The sequence below is a fragment of the Caballeronia sp. EK genome, assembly GCF_014384845.1.
In the GTDB taxonomy this organism is placed as follows: Bacteria; Pseudomonadota; Gammaproteobacteria; order Burkholderiales; family Burkholderiaceae; genus Caballeronia; species Caballeronia jiangsuensis.
In genome coordinates this window covers 918,634-934,354 of record NZ_JACSUE010000001.1, presented here as the reverse complement: position 1 = coordinate 934,354, position 15,721 = coordinate 918,634, and the positions used below count along the sequence as shown (strand labels likewise).

General features: G+C 65.1%; 12 protein-coding genes. 6 read left to right on the top strand and 6 right to left on the bottom strand.

Annotation, left to right across the window (positions count from 1 at the left end):
• Positions 1–20: 20 nt before the first annotated feature.
• From IAG25_RS03940 to IAG25_RS03925, 4 genes are all read right to left on the bottom strand, one after another.
• A complete protein-coding gene (locus IAG25_RS03940) occupies positions 21–1,193 on the bottom strand; it encodes an MFS transporter (protein ID WP_187603607.1) in 1,173 nt (390 codons plus the stop codon).
• A gap of 158 nt (positions 1,194–1,351) precedes the next feature.
• Complete coding sequence (locus tag IAG25_RS03935; RefSeq protein WP_187603606.1) at positions 1,352–2,830, bottom strand: efflux transporter outer membrane subunit; 1,479 nt, start codon at positions 2,828–2,830, stop codon at positions 1,352–1,354.
• Positions 2,827–6,018, bottom strand: coding sequence for an efflux RND transporter permease subunit (locus IAG25_RS03930; protein WP_187603605.1), 3,192 nt, complete (start codon positions 6,016–6,018; stop codon positions 2,827–2,829). The genes IAG25_RS03935 and IAG25_RS03930 overlap by 4 nt, the downstream gene beginning before the upstream one ends.
• Entirely contained in the window at positions 6,015–7,265 is a 1,251-nt protein-coding gene (locus IAG25_RS03925; protein ID WP_187603604.1) for an efflux RND transporter periplasmic adaptor subunit, read from the bottom strand. The genes IAG25_RS03930 and IAG25_RS03925 overlap by 4 nt, the downstream gene beginning before the upstream one ends.
• Before the next feature lie 237 nt (positions 7,266–7,502).
• On the opposite strand from IAG25_RS03925, the gene IAG25_RS03920 reads away from it, so the two are divergent.
• A complete protein-coding gene (locus IAG25_RS03920; protein ID WP_187603603.1) occupies positions 7,503–8,021 on the top strand; it encodes a winged helix-turn-helix transcriptional regulator in 519 nt (172 codons plus the stop codon).
• A gap of 17 nt (positions 8,022–8,038) precedes the next feature.
• Here the strand turns inward: IAG25_RS03920 and IAG25_RS03915 are convergent, their stop codons facing one another.
• Positions 8,039–8,941 carry a LysR family transcriptional regulator gene (locus IAG25_RS03915; protein ID WP_255503496.1) on the bottom strand — a complete coding sequence of 301 codons (903 nt, stop codon included), beginning with the start codon at positions 8,939–8,941 and terminating at the stop codon, positions 8,039–8,041.
• A gap of 111 nt (positions 8,942–9,052) precedes the next feature.
• Here IAG25_RS03915 and IAG25_RS03910 point away from each other — a divergent pair, with 111 nt between their 5' ends.
• The gene (locus IAG25_RS03910) at positions 9,053–9,556 is read left to right on the top strand and encodes a DUF1993 domain-containing protein (protein ID WP_187603601.1); all 504 of its coding nucleotides are present in this window, start codon (positions 9,053–9,055) and stop codon (positions 9,554–9,556) included.
• Positions 9,557–9,601: 45 nt separating this feature from the next.
• On the opposite strand, the gene IAG25_RS03905 is transcribed toward IAG25_RS03910, so the two are convergent.
• Positions 9,602–10,501, bottom strand: a complete 900-nt coding sequence (locus IAG25_RS03905; RefSeq protein WP_187603600.1) for a LysR family transcriptional regulator — start codon at positions 10,499–10,501, stop codon at positions 9,602–9,604.
• 103 nt (positions 10,502–10,604) lie between these two features.
• On the opposite strand from IAG25_RS03905, the gene IAG25_RS03900 reads away from it, so the two are divergent.
• Genes IAG25_RS03900 through IAG25_RS03885 form a run of 4 tightly spaced genes read left to right on the top strand, consistent with a single transcriptional unit; the run spans position 10,605 to position 15,718 of the window.
• Positions 10,605–12,707: an acetate--CoA ligase family protein gene (locus IAG25_RS03900; RefSeq protein ID WP_187603599.1), complete on the top strand. Its 2,103-nt coding sequence runs from the start codon at positions 10,605–10,607 to the stop codon at positions 12,705–12,707.
• The gene (locus IAG25_RS03895) at positions 12,704–13,462 is read left to right on the top strand and encodes an enoyl-CoA hydratase/isomerase family protein (RefSeq protein WP_187603598.1); all 759 of its coding nucleotides are present in this window, start codon (positions 12,704–12,706) and stop codon (positions 13,460–13,462) included. The genes IAG25_RS03900 and IAG25_RS03895 overlap by 4 nt, the downstream gene beginning before the upstream one ends.
• Positions 13,459–14,877 carry an aldehyde dehydrogenase family protein gene (locus tag IAG25_RS03890; RefSeq protein ID WP_187603597.1) on the top strand — a complete coding sequence of 473 codons (1,419 nt, stop codon included), beginning with the start codon at positions 13,459–13,461 and terminating at the stop codon, positions 14,875–14,877. The genes IAG25_RS03895 and IAG25_RS03890 overlap by 4 nt, the downstream gene beginning before the upstream one ends.
• Positions 14,878–14,899: 22 nt before the next feature.
• Positions 14,900–15,718 carry an enoyl-CoA hydratase gene (locus tag IAG25_RS03885; protein WP_187603596.1) on the top strand — a complete coding sequence of 273 codons (819 nt, stop codon included), beginning with the start codon at positions 14,900–14,902 and terminating at the stop codon, positions 15,716–15,718.
• Positions 15,719–15,721 lie beyond the last annotated feature (3 nt).

Sequence of the window (15,721 nt, the reverse complement as noted above, 5' to 3'; positions counted from 1 at the left end):
AAGTATGGCGTTCGCCAGGCTCAGGCCGCTACCGCGGCTTTGGCTCCCGCGAACGATGCGATGCGACGCGTCGCAAGCTCGGAGACGAAAATCGCGATCACGACGGGAATGGCGGACAGGTAGCCCAGGTTGTGACCGCCGACGATCGGAATCGCGGCAGCGCCCAGCGTGCCCGCGATGGACACGCCCACATACGTCGCCGACGTGTTGAGGCCGACCAGCACCGCGGTCATCCGCGGGTTCAGGCTCGCGAGGCGGAACTGTTGCGGCACCAGCACGCCCCATGCACATGCACCCCAGATCGTCACCGCGATGGCCGCACTCCAGAGGTGCGCGCTCGTGATCGGCATGGTGAAGATGACGAGTGCGACGATGGCCAGCTTGATCCGTACGACCTTGTGCGAACCGATCCGGTCGAGGATGCGTCCCGTCAGCAGGTTCGAGAACGTCCCGGCCAGTCCCCACAGCACCAGCAGTGCGCCGAGCACCGTGACGTTGTGGCCGGTCGCACGGTCGAACACGACGGAGAAGTAGCTGAAGATGATGAAGGTGCCGATCTGGGCCAGCACGGTCGTCGCGAGCGTCAGTCCTACGCGCGAATCGGTCAGCGGAGACAGACGTGCGCGAAGCGAGACGGCTGGCGGCAGCGGCACGTCGGGCAAAAACGCGAGGATGCCGGCGAAGGCCGCCGCACCGAGCGCGGCGACGAGAACCAGCGTCCAGTGCCAGCCCGCGAAGCCGCCGATGACCGCGCCGATAGGCGAGCCGAGCGCGGTGGCGGTGGTCAGCCCCGCCACGATGATCGACAGTGCATATCCGCGGCGCTCAGGCGGCACGAGCGCCGCGCCGGTTCCGCTGGCGGCCGGCGAGAACATCGCCGCGCCGAGGCCCGCAAAGGCGCGCGTAGCCAGTGCGATGCCGAGGTTCGGCGCCACGATGGTGCCGAGATTGGCCAGCACGAAAAGGCCGATGCCGGTGAGCAGCAGACGCTTGCGTCCGACGTTCGCGGCAAGCGCTGCGATGGTCGGACCCAGCAGCGCGTAGCTGATTGCATAGACGCTGATCAACTGCCCCGCCGCACCGATGCTCACATCGAACGACTTGGCGATTTCGGGCAGGATGCCCGCGAAAACGAAGCTGTCGGTGCCCAGCGCGAACATGCCGAGCGAAAGTGTCAATAGGCGACGATCCATGTCAACCTCTCCTGAAGGATTGCGAATTGCGTTGCGTGACGAAACTATAGGGAAGCCAGCGGGATCGCACTACCGATCGGAAATGGGAAGCTGTTCACCGTAAATTGGCGAAGTGCCTGGGTCTTTTCCGACGCCGTGCGAAGGGGCGAAAAGCCGGGCTAGTTCTTCGCGGCCATCTGTTGCTGCGGCGCTTCCCATCCGCCGCCGAGCGCGCGGAAGGTTCTCACCGCGGCGCGTGCAACGTCCGCCTTCGTTGCGTCGAGATCGTCGCGCGATGCGAGCAGTTGCCGGTCGGCGTCGAGCACATCGGTGAGCGTGATCGAACCCGCGCGATACGCTTTCTCCGATAAGTCTCGCGTTCGCGTCAAGGCATCGACTTCCTGCTGAATCTCCTGTGCGCGAAGCTCCGTTTGCGAGAGCGTCATGAACGCGTCCTCGACGTCTTCGGTCGCCTTGAGCGCCGCCTCGCGATACTGCGCCAGCGCCTCCGCGTATGCGCCGCGCGCGCTTTTCACTTCGGCGTCCACCTTGCCGAAATCGAACAGACGCCAGCGCAGCGCGCCCGTGCCGATCGGCTGGAACGCCTTCGCGCTCAGAAGATGACTGGCTGAAGTGCTGTCGAATCCCAGCGCGCCGGCGAGCGAAATCTTCGGGTAATACTCGGCAAGCGCCACGCCGATCCCTTCGTTCGATGCCGCCAGATGCCGCTCTGCCGCGATGATGTCGGGGCGGCGCCGCAGGACATCGAGCGGGGTATCGGCGCTGCCGATCGCCGGCGCGTCGGGAATGGCGCTGGCGTGCGCGCCGAGTTCCGCCGCATAGGTGCCGGGCTGCGCGCCCAACAGCACATCGAGCCGATTCAACTGCGCTTCGAGCGATATCCGCAGGCTCGGCACGGTCGCGCGCGCCTGACGCAACAACGCTTCGGCCTGAGCCACCTCGCGTTCATCGGACGCGCCGGCCTGCTTGCGCGCTTTCACGAGCGCCAGCAGACGGGCGTCCGTGTCCACCTGATCCTGCGTGACGGCGAGCCGCGCCTGCAGACCCCGGATTTGCAGATAGGCGTCGGCGGCGTCGGCCGCGACCGAGACGCGCGTGCCGAGTTGAGCGGCTTCGGCGGCCTGTTCTTCGTCCGTGGCTGCCGCGTGCGCGCGTCGCAGGCCGCCCGCCAGATCGATTTCCCAGCTTGCCGTCGCGCCCGCGACATACTCCTTCTGATCGCGGCTGTAGTTCGGAAACGCACTCGCAAGCGTGCCGAGCGGACTCTGCACGCTCTGGTGCTGCGCCGAGAACGACGCGTTGGCATCGACGGTCGGAAGCAACTGCGCACCGGCCGCCTGCGCCGCCGCTCGCGACTGGGCGACGCGCGCTATCGCGGCCTGAATGCTCAGGTTCTGAGCGAGCGCGCGTTGCACGACTTCGACCAGTTCCGGATCGTTGAAGCCGGTCCACCAGTTGTCGAGACTCGGCGCGGGCAGCGTAGTTGGCCGCTCGGCGACGACCTGCGCGTTATGAAACGGCGTCATGTGCGTTTCGGGTTCGACGTAGTTCGGTCCGACTGCGCACGCCGCGAGAAACGCGCTGACGAACAGACTGCCCGCGATCGCTTTCGAAGTCCTGGCCAGGAGCGAGTTCATTTCACTTCTCCGCTATTGAGTTTGCGCGGCAAGGCACGCGTGCCGCGAATGCCGAGCTTGCGCACGAACGCATAAAACGCCGGTGTGAAGGCGAGGCCGAAGAGCGTCACGCCGAGCATGCCGAAGAAGACCGTCGTTCCGAGCGACTGCCGCATCTCCGAGCCCGCGCCGTCGGCGATGGCAAGCGGCGCCACGCCGGCGATAAAGGCGAACGACGTCATCAGGATCGGCCGCAACCGGACGTGAGCCGCGTGCGTGGCGGCGTCCTCCGCGCCGACGCCGTCTTCTTCCTGACGCTGCTTGGCGAACTCCACGATCAGAATCGCGTTCTTGGCCGCCAGTCCCACGAGCACCACGAAACCGATCTGCGCAAGAATGTCGATCGGCATGCCGCGCACATTCAGCCCGATCGATGCCGCGAGCAGACACATCGGCACGATCAGTACGATCGCGAGCGGCGTCTTCCAGCTTTCGTACTGCGCAGCCAGCACGAGGAACACGAACAGCGCGGAAGCGGCGAAGATCACGAGCGGCGACATGGTCTGCTCTTTCTGCTGATGAGCCAGGTCGGTCCATTCGTATGTGATGCCGTTCGGCAACACCTGCTGGGCGAGCTGTTCCATGCGTTCGATCGCATCGCCCGACGAGGAGCCCGGGCCTGCCGCGCCCATGATTTCCGCCGCGGGATACAGGTTGTAGCGCGGCACGCGATACGGCTGCGTGTCGTTGCGGAACGTCGCCACGCTGCTGATCGGCACCATGTCGCCCGACGCGTTGCGCACCTTGAGCCGTCCGATGTCTTCCGGCGTGCGGCGGAAGGCTTCATCGCCCTGAACGCGCACCTGATACGTGCGTCCCATGAAGTTGAAGTCGTTCACGTACTGCGAGCCGAGGTACAGCTCCATCGTCGAAAACACGTCCGTTGGCGTGAGTCCGATCTTTTCCGCCTTGAGGCGGTCGACGTCCGCATAGACCGACGGCGCGCCGGCGTTATAGAGCGTGAACACGCCGCCGAAGGTCTTGTCCTTGTTGGCCGCAGCCACGAGCGCGTGCGCCGCGTCGGCGAGCGCCTGCGGGCCGAGTCCGCCGCGATCTTCGAGCATCAGCTTGAAGCCGCCCGCCGCGCCGAGCCCTTGCACCGGCGGCGGATTCACCACCACGACGACCGCGTCCTTGACCCCGGCGACGCGCTTGCGGAGTTCGACCAGCATCGAGGCCGCGCTGACTCCGGGCACATGCTTGCCGTACAGCGAAGGCAAGCCGTAGAAGAGCGTTCCCACATTCGGCGCGATGGTGCCGGTCGTAACGTCGAAGCCGGACACGGGCGACGTGTGTGTGACGCCCTTGAGTCCGGGTGCGTCGAGCACGATATCGTTGATCTCGCGAATCACCTTGTCGGTGCGCTCCAGACTGGAGCCGGGCGGAAGGAACGCGATCACCGCCTGATAGCCGATGTCCTGTTCCGGAATGAACCCCGTAGGCATTCTCGACATTTGCAGGCCGGTCGCCGCGATGAGGCCGGCATAGACGATCAGCATCACGGTCGTCGCGCGCACCGCGCGGCCCGTGATCTTTCCGTATCGGGACGACAGCCATTCGAACGACGCGTTGAAGCGGCCGAATACGGCATGATGCAGGCGGCCCAGCGCGGTCGAACCGCCGTGCGACTTCTCCATCTCGTGCGGCTTGAGCAGCACGGCACAGAGAGCCGGGCTCAGCGTAAGCGACACGAAGCACGAAATGACGGTGGACGCCGCGATGGTGATCGCGAACTGCTTGAAGAACAGGCCGGAAATGCCGGACATCAACGCGGTCGGCCCGAACACCGCGCACAAGGTCAGCGCGATGGCGATGATGGCGGTCGAGACTTCGTTCATCGTCCGATGCGCGGCTTCGCGTGGCGTCATGCCGAGCGCCATGTTGCGCTCCACGTTCTCGACCACCACGATCGCATCGTCCACGACGATCCCGACGGCCAGCACCAGTCCGAACAAGGAGAGATTGTTGATCGACGCGCCGAACATCGACAGGATGGCGAACGTCCCGACCAGCGACACCGGGATCGTGACCACGGGAATGATCGTCGCGCGCCAGTTCTGCAGGAACAGATAGACGACGCCGACCACCAGCAGAATCGCGATGCCGATCGTCTTGGCGACTTCGTGGATCGATTGGGAGACGAACGTGGTCGGATCGTAGATCCTGATGTAGTCGACGCCGGGAGGAAAGCTCTTTTTCAGCTCGGCCATCTTGGCCCAGACGTCATGCTCGACCTGCACGACGTTCGCGTCCGGCGTCGCGATCACGAACCACGGCGTGGCCGCATAGCGGTCGGCATACGCCTTCGAGCCGTAGTCCACCGAGCCGAGTTCGACGCGGCCGATATCGCGAATCCGCGTGACGCGTCCTTGCGCATCCGACTTCACGATTACGTCGCCGAACTGCTCGGCGGTGCTGAGACGGCCCAGCGCCTCGATGTTGATCTGATAGGCGCCCGTGCCGCTGTTCGATACCGGCGGCTGATTGAGCACGCCCGCCGATACGGCCGCGTTCTGCGCGCGAAGCGCGGCGAGGATCTCGCCCGCGCTGATGCGATATGAAGCGGCCTTGTCGGGATCGATCCAGATGCGCATCGCGTACTGCCGCTCGCCGAACAACTGGAAGTCCGACACGCCGGGCAAGCGCGCAATCTGGTCGCGAACCTTGAGCATATAGTTCGACAGATACTCGGGACTTCGCGAACCGTCCGGCGAATAGACATGAACGCCGAGCAGCAGCGCCTGAATCGTTTTCTTCACCTGCACGCCCTGCAATTGCACGTCGGCGGGCAGGCGCGAGAGCGTGTCTTCAACACGGCTGCGCGTGAGCAGAAGGGCAGTGTCCGGATTCGTGCCGACCTTGAAGATCACCGTGATCGTCAATTGACCATTGCTCGTCGACTGGCTCGAGATGTAATCCATGTTCTCGACGCCGTTGATGGACTGCTCGAGCGGCGTGGCGACCGTGCGCGCGATCGTATCCGCCGATGCGCCGGGATACGAAGTCGTGATTTGAATCGTCGTCGGGACGATGTTCGGATACTGAGCCACCGGCAGCTTGATCATGGTCGCGAGACCGATGAGCAGGACGAATATGTTGAGCACCGCGGCAAAGCGCGGATGCTCGATGAAGAAGTGAGTCAGCTTCATGATTTGGCTCCTTCGGCCACTTGCTCCGCCGAGAACTCGATGTTTCCCGCGCGTGGCGAAATCTTCGAACCGGGATGAACGGACGGAATGCCGTCGATCACGACGCGGTCGGTCGGCGCAAGCCCGGAGCGGATCACCCGTAGCCCGCCGCGAAGATCGCCGATCTGTACTTTTCTCGGCTTGGCAACGTCGTCCGCATCGACGACATACACGATGTGGTCCGTCTGATCGTCGAGCACGGCGGCATCGGGCACGAGCAGCGCCGGTTGCGGCGCGGTCGTGGCGAGGCGAACGCGAGCGAAGCCACCGGGCGTCAACGACAGATCGCGATTCGAGATCGTCGCGCGCGCATGGATCGTCCCGCTCGAACGGTCGAGCGTGTTGTCGATGAAATCGAGCGTGCCGACGCGCGCGAAGCCGCTGTCGCCGGTGGGCGAAATGTTCACGGCATCGGCCAGCGGTCCTTGCCGGCTGCCGCGCGAACGCTGGAACGCGGCGTAGTCGTTTTCGCTGATGTCGAAATCCAGGTAGATCGGATCGAGTGAAACGATGGTGGCGAGCAGTGTCGTCGGCCCGCTGCCGGCGCGGCTGCCGGACACCAGATTGCCCTTCGACACGAGATGCGTGCCGATACGCCCGGTGAACGGCGCCGCGATCCTGCACCGATCCAGATCGAAGCGTGCGTCGCGCACCAGCGCGTTCGCGTTGTCCACCGCCGCCTGCGCCGCGCGCTGTTCGGCCACGCGCTGATCGACGTTCTCGACGGTTCCCGCTTCCGCGCGTTGCAGTTCCTGCGCGCGGGCGAGCTGGCGCGTCGCGAGCGCGAGCCGCGCATTGGCGGATTCGAGTTCGGCCGTCGCTCCGCTCAGCTTGATCCGATACGGTTCCGGGTCGATCTCGAAGAGCGGATCGCCCTGATGAACGATGTCGCCGTCCTTGAAGTAGATCTGCGTCAGCGTGCCGCCCACCTGCGCACGCAGTTCGACGCGATTCACGGCTGAAAACTGGCCGAGAAACCCGAGCCGGCCTTCGATATCGCGCTGCAACGGCGCGCTTATCGTCACCGACGGCGGCGGTGGCGCGGCAGCCGGCGCGGCGCCGGACCCGTGCAGATGGAACGCCGTCGCAGCCACGGCGACGATCATCAGGCCGGCCACGCCTTTACCGATCCATCGAACCGGACCGGAGTTCGCCGCGACGTCCGGAGCATCGACTCCCATCTCGGCCTGATCAATTTGATTATCCATGGCAATCCTAAGTGTGTTTGATGGCTAGGGGATGTCGAGGCGTATCCAGAGCGACAGCGATAGCGATCTGAAGGAGGCAGCGGCATCGGGCAACTTCCCGTCGATGACTGCCGGATAAGTTTCGTGACGCAACTATAGGCAAGACCGTTGCGGCACGGTACTGGCCGAAACCGGGAAGCTGTTCCCCGCGGAATGGTTAAGTTGCGTCATGAAACTTGGGTTAGGATGGGCGCCATCATGTATAGAAAACGCTTCGACGAAATGGATTGCTCGATCGCCCGCGCCCTCGACGAGGTCGGCGAGTGGTGGACGCTGCTGATCGTGCGCGAGTGCACGCAGGGCAGCAGCCGCTTCGACGAGTTCCAGAGCGGGCTCGGCATCGCGCGCAATGTTCTGACGGCGCGGCTCGAACGCTTGATCGAGCTGGGGATTCTCGAACGCTTCCCGATCGCGGAACGCGCGAATACGTTCGGCTACCGGCTGACGTCGAAAGGATCGGACTTATATCCGGTGCTGGTCGCGCTCATGCAATGGGGCGATAAATGGCTCAGGCCGAACGGCAAGCCGCCTATCGAACTGGTGGAACATTCGAGCGGAAAGCGCGTCGAGACCGTGGAGGTTCGCGGACCGGGCAGAGAGGCGCTGAGCTATCGGGACGTTCGCTTCGCCGCCGGTCCCGGCGCGACGAAGAAGACGCGGGATGTCATCGAGAATCGCAATGATCGGGTGCTTGGCGAGCGGGGCGAGGAATCGTGACGGTTCGCGCCTGAAACTCAGCGCCGCTTCTGCTTGCCGAATCGCGACAGGGATTCCCTGAGCCGGGGCACGGCAAAGTCGATGAAATGCCGCAGTTTGATGGCCATGAGGTTCCTGGACACGTGAACCAGATGGACGGGCACGGGATCGATTTCGAACTGCGATAGCAGTACTTCGATCTGTCCGCTGCGGAGCGCTTCATCGGCGTCGTGTTCGAACACGTAGGTGATGCCCGTGTCGGCCGCTGCGGCGCTGACGGCGGCATCGGGTGACGTGACTTCGAGGCGGGGCTTCACTTCCAGCACGTAGACCTTATGCGTTGCGGGCAGCCGGAAGCGCCACGGCGACAGGTACGGGCTATTGAAGACGATGCACGAATACTTCACGAGTTCGTCGGGCTCGCGCGGCGGCGTGTGTGTTGCGAGAAAGGCGGGACTCGCGCACACGATCGGCCGCAATGCGCCGACGCGCGTGGCGATCATATTGCTGTCCGGCAATTCGCCGATACGCACGGCGAGATCGGCGTGAGAATCGATGAGGTCGATGTTCCGGTCGGAGAGAAGGAGTCGAACGGTGATGTCCGGGTACTGCGCGAGGAACTGGTTGATGACCGGTAGCACATGCAGGCGGCCGAGCTGCACGGGCGCCGTGACGACCAGTTCGCCTCTTGCGGTCGCAAATTCGCCCGTGGCTTCGTGTTCCTGTTCGCGCACGAGTTCGAGGATGCGCCGCGCCGCCGCGACATATGCCATGCCCGCATCGGTCAACGTGAGCTTGCGCGTGGTGCGGATGAGCAACCGGCTTCCGAGCATCTCTTCGAGATCGGCGACCTTGCGGGTGAGCGTGCTGACAGGAATCTTCAGTTCGCGAGCCGCCGCCGACAGGCTTCCCCCGTCCACCGCGGTCACCAGCATTTCCATGGCTTCTAGTCGGTCCACCGCATTCGCTCACGTGGAATAAGGTCGCAGTATTGTAGGGGAAGTGGCTTGCGAAGGCTTGAAGCCGAACGCATGTTTCTCTGGAGATCGACAATGTACGCACAGGCTATCGCGCAATGCGTGGAAGCAGTCAGAACGATGGAAACGTATCTCGACAAGGCCGAACGCTTCGCGAGCGCGAAGAAGTTCGATGCCGCCATTCTGCTGTCGACGCGGCTCGCCCCCGACATGGCCCCGTTGCTCTATCAGATACAAAGCGCCTGCGATTATCTCAAGGGTGGAGCAGCGTGGCTGTCGGGACAACAGCCTCCGCGACATGAAGATGACGAACGAACGCTCGAAGAAGCGCGTGCGCGAATCCGCAAGACGATCGCCTTCGTCGAAAGCGTGGCGATCGGGCGTTACGCGGACGCGGCGAATCAGGTCGTGAAGGTATCGTGGGTGCCCGGCAAGCTGACCGGAGAAAACTATCTGCTGCAAATCGTGATTCCGAACATCTACTTCCACGTTTCAATGGCTTACGCGATTCTGCGTGCGAATGGCGTCGATCTCGTGAAGATGGACTTCATCGGCCCGGTCGATGCGTTCGATGCCTGAACGGCGCAGCGGCGCAGGAGCCGGGACCTTCCCGACTTGAGCGCATTACCCCGCCAGTAGCCCGGTTGCCAGTTCGCGCAGGCGCGCGCCGACGAAGCGCGCTGCTTTCGAAAGCGGGCGCTGCCGGGTGAAGCCGAGCGCGATCGTCCGCTTGATGGCCGGGCGCTCGATGCGCGCCGCAGCGAGACGGCCGGTTCTCTGCTCTTCACGCACCGCCAGTTCGGGAAGAATGGTGAATGCGCCGCCGCTGGCCGCGACCTCTTTCATTGCGATGAGCGTATCGACTTCCATCACGATGTTCAGCGACGTGCCGCTCTCGCGCGCGACGTGGTCGAGCATCGCGCGCAAACCGTTCGGCGCGGCAGGAAGCACGAGCCGCAAGCCGGCGAGCTTCCTGAAGGCGATCGTCTGATTTCGAAAAAGGTCGTGCCGCGGATCGCCGACGAGAAACGTATCGACGATGCCGAGCACGTCCTCGTGCCGCCCTTGCGCCGGGCCATACCGGTTGACGACGATCATGTCGAACCGGCCATTGCCGAGCTGCTCGTCGAGCGTGCCGCTGAATCCTTCCGCGACATGCAGTTTCACGGCGGGCGCTTTCTCGCTGATGTCTGCGAACAGGAGCGGCAGCAATTGCGGCGCGAGCGACGGCAGCAGGCCGATATGCACCGTGCCCGACAGCGCGCCCGCCGATTCCTTGACCGCCACTTCCAGACGCTCCGCCTGATTCAGCAGCAGCGCGACTTCCGGCTGCACGCGCCGGCCGAACTCCGTGAGCATCACGCCGCGGCCCGTGCGCTCGAACAGCCGGTCGCCCCATTCTTCCTCCAGTTGCGTGAGATTGCGGCTGACGAGCGACTGCGCGACGCCCAGCGCCTGCGCCGCCCGCGAGATCGAGCCGAGTTCGGCCACGACCAGGAAAGTCTCGAGCTGCTTGAGATTCATGGTTTCACAAAAGTCGATATCTGATATAGCCAATCTAACACTTCCTGATGGCGTCCGGCGCACGTAGCCTGTCGATCATGCAATCCTGATCGACGAAAACGACATGCTTACGAGACGAAACGACATCCTTCACGCGCCGGCGGCGGCGTTGTGGAATCCGGCATCGGTGGCGGTCATCGGTGCGTCGGACAATCCGAACAAGGTCGGCGGGCGCCCGATCCATTACATGCGCCGCTACGGGTTCGGCGGGCGCATCCTGCCGGTCAATCCGCAGCGCGCCGAGGTGCAGGGTCTGCCGTGCTTCGCGAGCCTCGCCGATCTGCCGGAAGTGCCCGAGGCGGCGATCGTCGCGGTGTCGGGCGATGCCGCCAGCGCCGCGATCCGTGCGTGCGCGGACATGGGCGTGCGCGTCGCGATCGTCATGGCGTCGGGATTCGCGGAAACCGGCGAGGACGGCCGGGCGTTGCAAGACGAACTCGTGCGCTACGCCCGCGCGGCCGGCATGCGCATCGTCGGGCCGAACGCGCAGGGCATCGCGAATTTCGCGAGCGGCGCGGTGCTCAACTTCAGCACGATGTTCATGGAAGTCGAGCCGCAGGACGGGCCGATCGCCATCGTGAGCCAGAGCGGCGCGGCAAGCGTGATGCCTTATGTGCTGTTGCGCGAGCGCGGCCTCGGCGTGCGCTATCTCGCGGCCACGGGCAACGACGCTGATCTCGGCGTATCCGATCTGGCGATGAGCGTGGCATCGGATGAATCGATCCGGCTGATTCTCGTGTACGTCGAATCGTTGTCGCAGCCCGCGATGCTCGCCGAAGCCGCGCGCATCGCACGGCAGCGGGGCGCGCACGTCGTGCTGCTCAAGGGCGGCAGCAGCACGCTGGGCGCGGCTGCTGCGGCGTCGCATACGGGCGCGCTCGCGGGTCTCGACGCCGCGCTCGATGCGTTTCTCGACAGACACGGCATCGTGCGCGCCCGCGACGTCCACGAACTCGTGAACGCGGCCTCGTTGTTCGTGCGCGGCTTTCCGGTGCGCGAAGGCCGCACGGTCGTGATGAGCCACAGCGGCGCGGTCGGCGTGCTGTGCGCGGATGCGGCCGAGCGCGTGGGCTTGCCGCTCGCGGGCTTGTCGGCGGCGACGATCGACGCGCTCACGCGGATCCTTCCCGGCTTCGCGACGGCGGGCAATCCGCTCGATCTGACCGCCTCGCTGCTCGGCAACGGCGCGCTGTTCTCGCAAGTGCTCGACGTGCTCGGCAACGATCCGCAAGCCGACATGTTCGCGATCGGCGTGCCGGTCGCCGGTCCGGGCTACGACGTGCCCGAGCTTGCGCGCACGGCGGCGCGTTTCATGGCGACGCATCGCAAGCCGCTCGTCGTCACCGCGCCGCAGCGCTCGGTCCGTGCCGAGTTCGACGCGTGCGGCGTGCCGACTTACATCGGCGAAACCGATGCGATTAACGCGCTCTGGCAGTACGCGCGCAGCGAGCGCATGCGCGGTGCGCCGCCGGCGTTTGCGCTGCCGCCCGCCGAAGCGGACGTGCCGCACGGCCTGCTCGATGAAGCCGCGAGCCTGAGCCTGCTGCAACGCTACGGCGTGCCGGTCGTCGATCACGCGGTGTGCGCGGACGCGGACGAAGCCGAGGCGCTCGCGAACACGTTCGGCGAAAGAGTCGTCGTGAAAGGCTGCGCTGCCGAGATTCCGCACAAGAGCGAGCACGGCCTCGTGCACATCGGCGTCGGCGCGGGCGATGTGCGTGCGGCCGCCGCTGCGTGCCTTGCACGTCTGAAGTCGCTCGATGTCGGCGCGCCGCGCGTCGTCGTTGCACGCATGGCGCGCGGGCTGCACGAATTCATGCTCGGCGTGACGGTCGATCCGTTGCTCGGTCCGATTGTCGTGATCGGCGAGGGCGGCACGCTCGTCGAAGTGCGCGGCGATGTCGCGTCGCTGCTCGCGCCGTTCACCGCGGATGACGCGCTCGCGGCCATGCGCCGTCTGCGTATCGCGCCGCTGATCGATGGCTATCGCGGACAGCCCGCGCTCGATGCCGACGCGCTCGCGCATGCCGCCGTCGCGCTCGGCGATTTCGCGATCGCCTATCGCACGTCGCTCGTGTCCGTCGACATGAATCCCGTCATGGTGATGGCGCGCGGCGAAGGTGTCGTCGTCGTGGATGCGGTCGTTCAATTCGGAGAGCGCGCATGAGCGAAGTCCTTTGCGATATTCACGACGGCGTTGCGCTCGTCACGCTGAATCGCCCTGCGAAACTCAATGCGGTGAATCAGGCGCTGCGCGCATCGCTGATCGACACGCTCGCGCGTCTGAACGGCGACGCGGCGGTGCGAGCGATCGTGCTGACCGGCGCGGGCGAGCGCGCGTTCTGCGCGGGTCAGGATCTCGAAGAAGCCGCGTGCGTCGATATCGCGCGCATTCCTGCGTGGCTCGACAATCAGCGCGCGATGTATCAGGCGGTGCGCGATCTCGACAAGCCGTGCATCGCCGCTTTGAACGGCGTCGCGGCCGGCGCGGGATTTCAGATCGCGCTGTGCGCGGACTGGCGCATCGCGGCGATGAACGCGCGTATCGGGCAACCCGAGGTGAAGGCGGGGCTGGCCAGCATCGTCGGATCGTATTTGATGACGCTGCATGTCGGCATGACGCACAACGTGCAGATGTCGCTGTCCGGCGATCTGATCGATGCGCGGCGCGCGTATGAAATCGGCCTCGTCACGGAACTCGCGGAGCAATCGAGCGTGCTCGGCGTATCGCTCGAACGCGCGACGAAACTCGCAAGACTTCCGCCCCACGCGATCAGGCTTTCCAAACAACGCTTGCGCGCGATGACGCAGCCCGGCTTCGATGCAGCGTGCGCCGCGGGCATCGAAGCGCAAACCGAATGCTATGCGCACGGCGAGCCGCAGGTGGCCATGCGCGCGTTTCTCAGGAGTTCGACGACATGATCCACTACAACCAGCATCTGATCGATGGCGACATGCGCACCGCAACGAGCGCGGCCACGACGACCATCCACGATTCCACGACGGAAGCGCCGATTGCGAGCGTCGCGCATGGCAGCGCGTCGGAAGTCGATGCCGCAGTCGTTGCGGCGCGCAGGGCTTTTCCACACTGGGCGAATACGTCCGTCGATGAACGCGCGAGCTATCTGCGCGCCATCGCCGATGCGCTCGAAGCCCGTTCCGATCGCATGGCCGACGCCGTCGTCGCCGAAGTCGGCATGCCGCTCAAGCTCGCGCGGCGCATCCAGGTGCAGGCGCCCATCGCGGCGTGGCGCGCGGCGGCGTCGCTGGTTGCGGATGCGCTCGCGCAAATGCGCGTCGCGCATTCGGTGATCACGAAGGAACCGGCCGGTGTCGTCGCCGCGATCACGCCGTGGAATTATCCGCTGCATCAGATCACGGCGAAGCTGGCGGCCGCGCTCGCCGCTGGTTGCTGCGTGGTGCTGAAGCCGTCGGAACTGGCGCCGGGCGTCGTCGGCGCATTGTGCGAAGCCGTGCTCGACGCGCGCCTGCCGCGCGGCGTGCTGAACATCGTCCACGGCGATCGCGCGACCGGAGCAGCGCTCGTCGCGCATCCGGGCATCGACATGGTCTCGTTCACGGGATCGACGGTGGCCGGCAAACAGATCGCGGCGACCGCCGGTGCGGAACTCAAGCGCGTGGCGCTCGAACTCGGCGGCAAGTCGGCGAGTATCGCGCTGCCGGACGCGGATCAGGCGATGGTGGTGAAGCATGCGCTGTCCTCGTGCATGCTCAACTCGGGGCAGACATGCAGCGCGATCACTCGGCTCATCGTGCCCGAAGCGCAGTATGCGGCGTATCGCGAGCAGCTTCGGCAAGGTGTCGCGAAGCTGCGCGTCGGCGATCCGCGCGATGCCGATTCGCGCATCGGGCCGCTCGTCTCGGCGGATCATCGGCGGCGGGTGCAGGCGTATATCGCGCGCGCCGAACAGGCAGGCCATGACGATATCGCCATCGACGTGAAACCGGATGTTCCGCCGCGAGGCTATTTCGTCGCGCCGGCGATCTTCGGCCGCGTGCCGATCGGCGCGGAACTCGCGCAGGAAGAAGTCTTCGGTCCGGTGCTCGCGGTGCAGACGTATTCGACCGAAGACGAAGCCGTCGCGCTCGCCAACGGCACGGCGTACGGACTCGCGGGCGCGGTATGGAGCGCATCGGCGGAACATGCGCAACGCGTCGCGCGACGCATGCGGGCAGGCCAGATCGATATCAACGGCGCGCCGTTCAACGCGCTCGCGCCGTTCGGCGGCTTCGGGGCGTCGGGCACCGGACGCGAAGGCGGCGCGTTCGGCATCGAGGAATTCGTCGAGCTTCGCGCCATTCAGCTCGCGCAATGACATGATTCAGGAGAATACGAAGATGGATCAGCAAATCGAAATCACCCGCGCGGGCGCGCGTGAGCAGGTCGCGGTCGTATCGTTCAATCGTCCGGACAAGATGAATGCATTGACCAAGGTGATGGAAGCGCAATTGCGCGAGGCCTTCGATACGCTCGACCGGAACGACGCCGTGCGTGCCATCGTGTTGACGGGCAACGGGCGCGCGTTCTGCGCGGGCATGGATATCGCCGAACTCGAAGTCCTGCCGCCCGAAGACATTCGCGCGGCCGAATGGATGCGCCCCTACGACATGAACCGCCGCGCCGATTTTCAAAGCCGCTATTCGTATTTCATGGGCGTAAAGAAGCCGGTCATCAGCGCGATCAACGGCGCGGCCGCCGGGCTCGGCCTCGTGTTCGCGCTCTACAGCGATGTCCGTTTCGCCAGCGACAAGGCCATTTTCTCGACGGCGTTCGCGAAGCGCGGATTGATCGCCGAGCATGGCATCGCGTGGATGCTGCCGCGCGTTGTCGGGCCGGGACACGCGGCCGACATGCTCTATTCCGCGCGCAAGGTGAGCGCGGACGAAGCGCTCGCAATGCGTCTTATCGAGCGCATCATCCCGCACGACGATCTGCTTGCCGAAGTGATCGCCTACGCCGACGATCTCGCGACGAACGTCTCGCCGCGCTCGATCCGCATCATGAAGCAGCAGCTTGGCGAGGCGCCGTTTCAGACGCTCGGCGAAGCCGTCAAGCTGGCGAATCGCGAGATGTTCTACAGCATCCAGAGCGAGGATTTCACGGAAGGCGTGGCGCATTTCATCGAACGTCGTCCGGCGCGATTTACCGGCGCCTGAACG

Excerpts from the sequence above, each read along its gene's own strand:
- IAG25_RS03940 (WP_187603607.1), bottom strand. The coding sequence starts at position 1,193 with ATGGATCGTCGCCTATTGACACTTTCGCTCGGCATGTTCGCGCTGGGC.
- IAG25_RS03935 (WP_187603606.1), bottom strand. The coding sequence starts at position 2,830 with ATGAACTCGCTCCTGGCCAGGACTTCGAAAGCGATCGCGGGCAGTCTG.
- IAG25_RS03930 (WP_187603605.1), bottom strand. The coding sequence starts at position 6,018 with ATGAAGCTGACTCACTTCTTCATCGAGCATCCGCGCTTTGCCGCGGTG.
- IAG25_RS03925 (WP_187603604.1), bottom strand. The coding sequence starts at position 7,265 with ATGGATAATCAAATTGATCAGGCCGAGATGGGAGTCGATGCTCCGGAC.
- IAG25_RS03920 (WP_187603603.1), top strand. The coding sequence starts at position 7,503 with ATGTATAGAAAACGCTTCGACGAAATGGATTGCTCGATCGCCCGCGCC.
- IAG25_RS03915 (WP_255503496.1), bottom strand. The coding sequence starts at position 8,941 with ATGGAAATGCTGGTGACCGCGGTGGACGGGGGAAGCCTGTCGGCGGCG.
- IAG25_RS03910 (WP_187603601.1), top strand. The coding sequence starts at position 9,053 with ATGTACGCACAGGCTATCGCGCAATGCGTGGAAGCAGTCAGAACGATG.
- IAG25_RS03905 (WP_187603600.1), bottom strand. The coding sequence starts at position 10,501 with ATGAATCTCAAGCAGCTCGAGACTTTCCTGGTCGTGGCCGAACTCGGC.
- IAG25_RS03900 (WP_187603599.1), top strand. The coding sequence starts at position 10,605 with ATGCTTACGAGACGAAACGACATCCTTCACGCGCCGGCGGCGGCGTTG.
- IAG25_RS03895 (WP_187603598.1), top strand. The coding sequence starts at position 12,704 with ATGAGCGAAGTCCTTTGCGATATTCACGACGGCGTTGCGCTCGTCACG.
- IAG25_RS03890 (WP_187603597.1), top strand. The coding sequence starts at position 13,459 with ATGATCCACTACAACCAGCATCTGATCGATGGCGACATGCGCACCGCA.
- IAG25_RS03885 (WP_187603596.1), top strand. The coding sequence starts at position 14,900 with ATGGATCAGCAAATCGAAATCACCCGCGCGGGCGCGCGTGAGCAGGTC.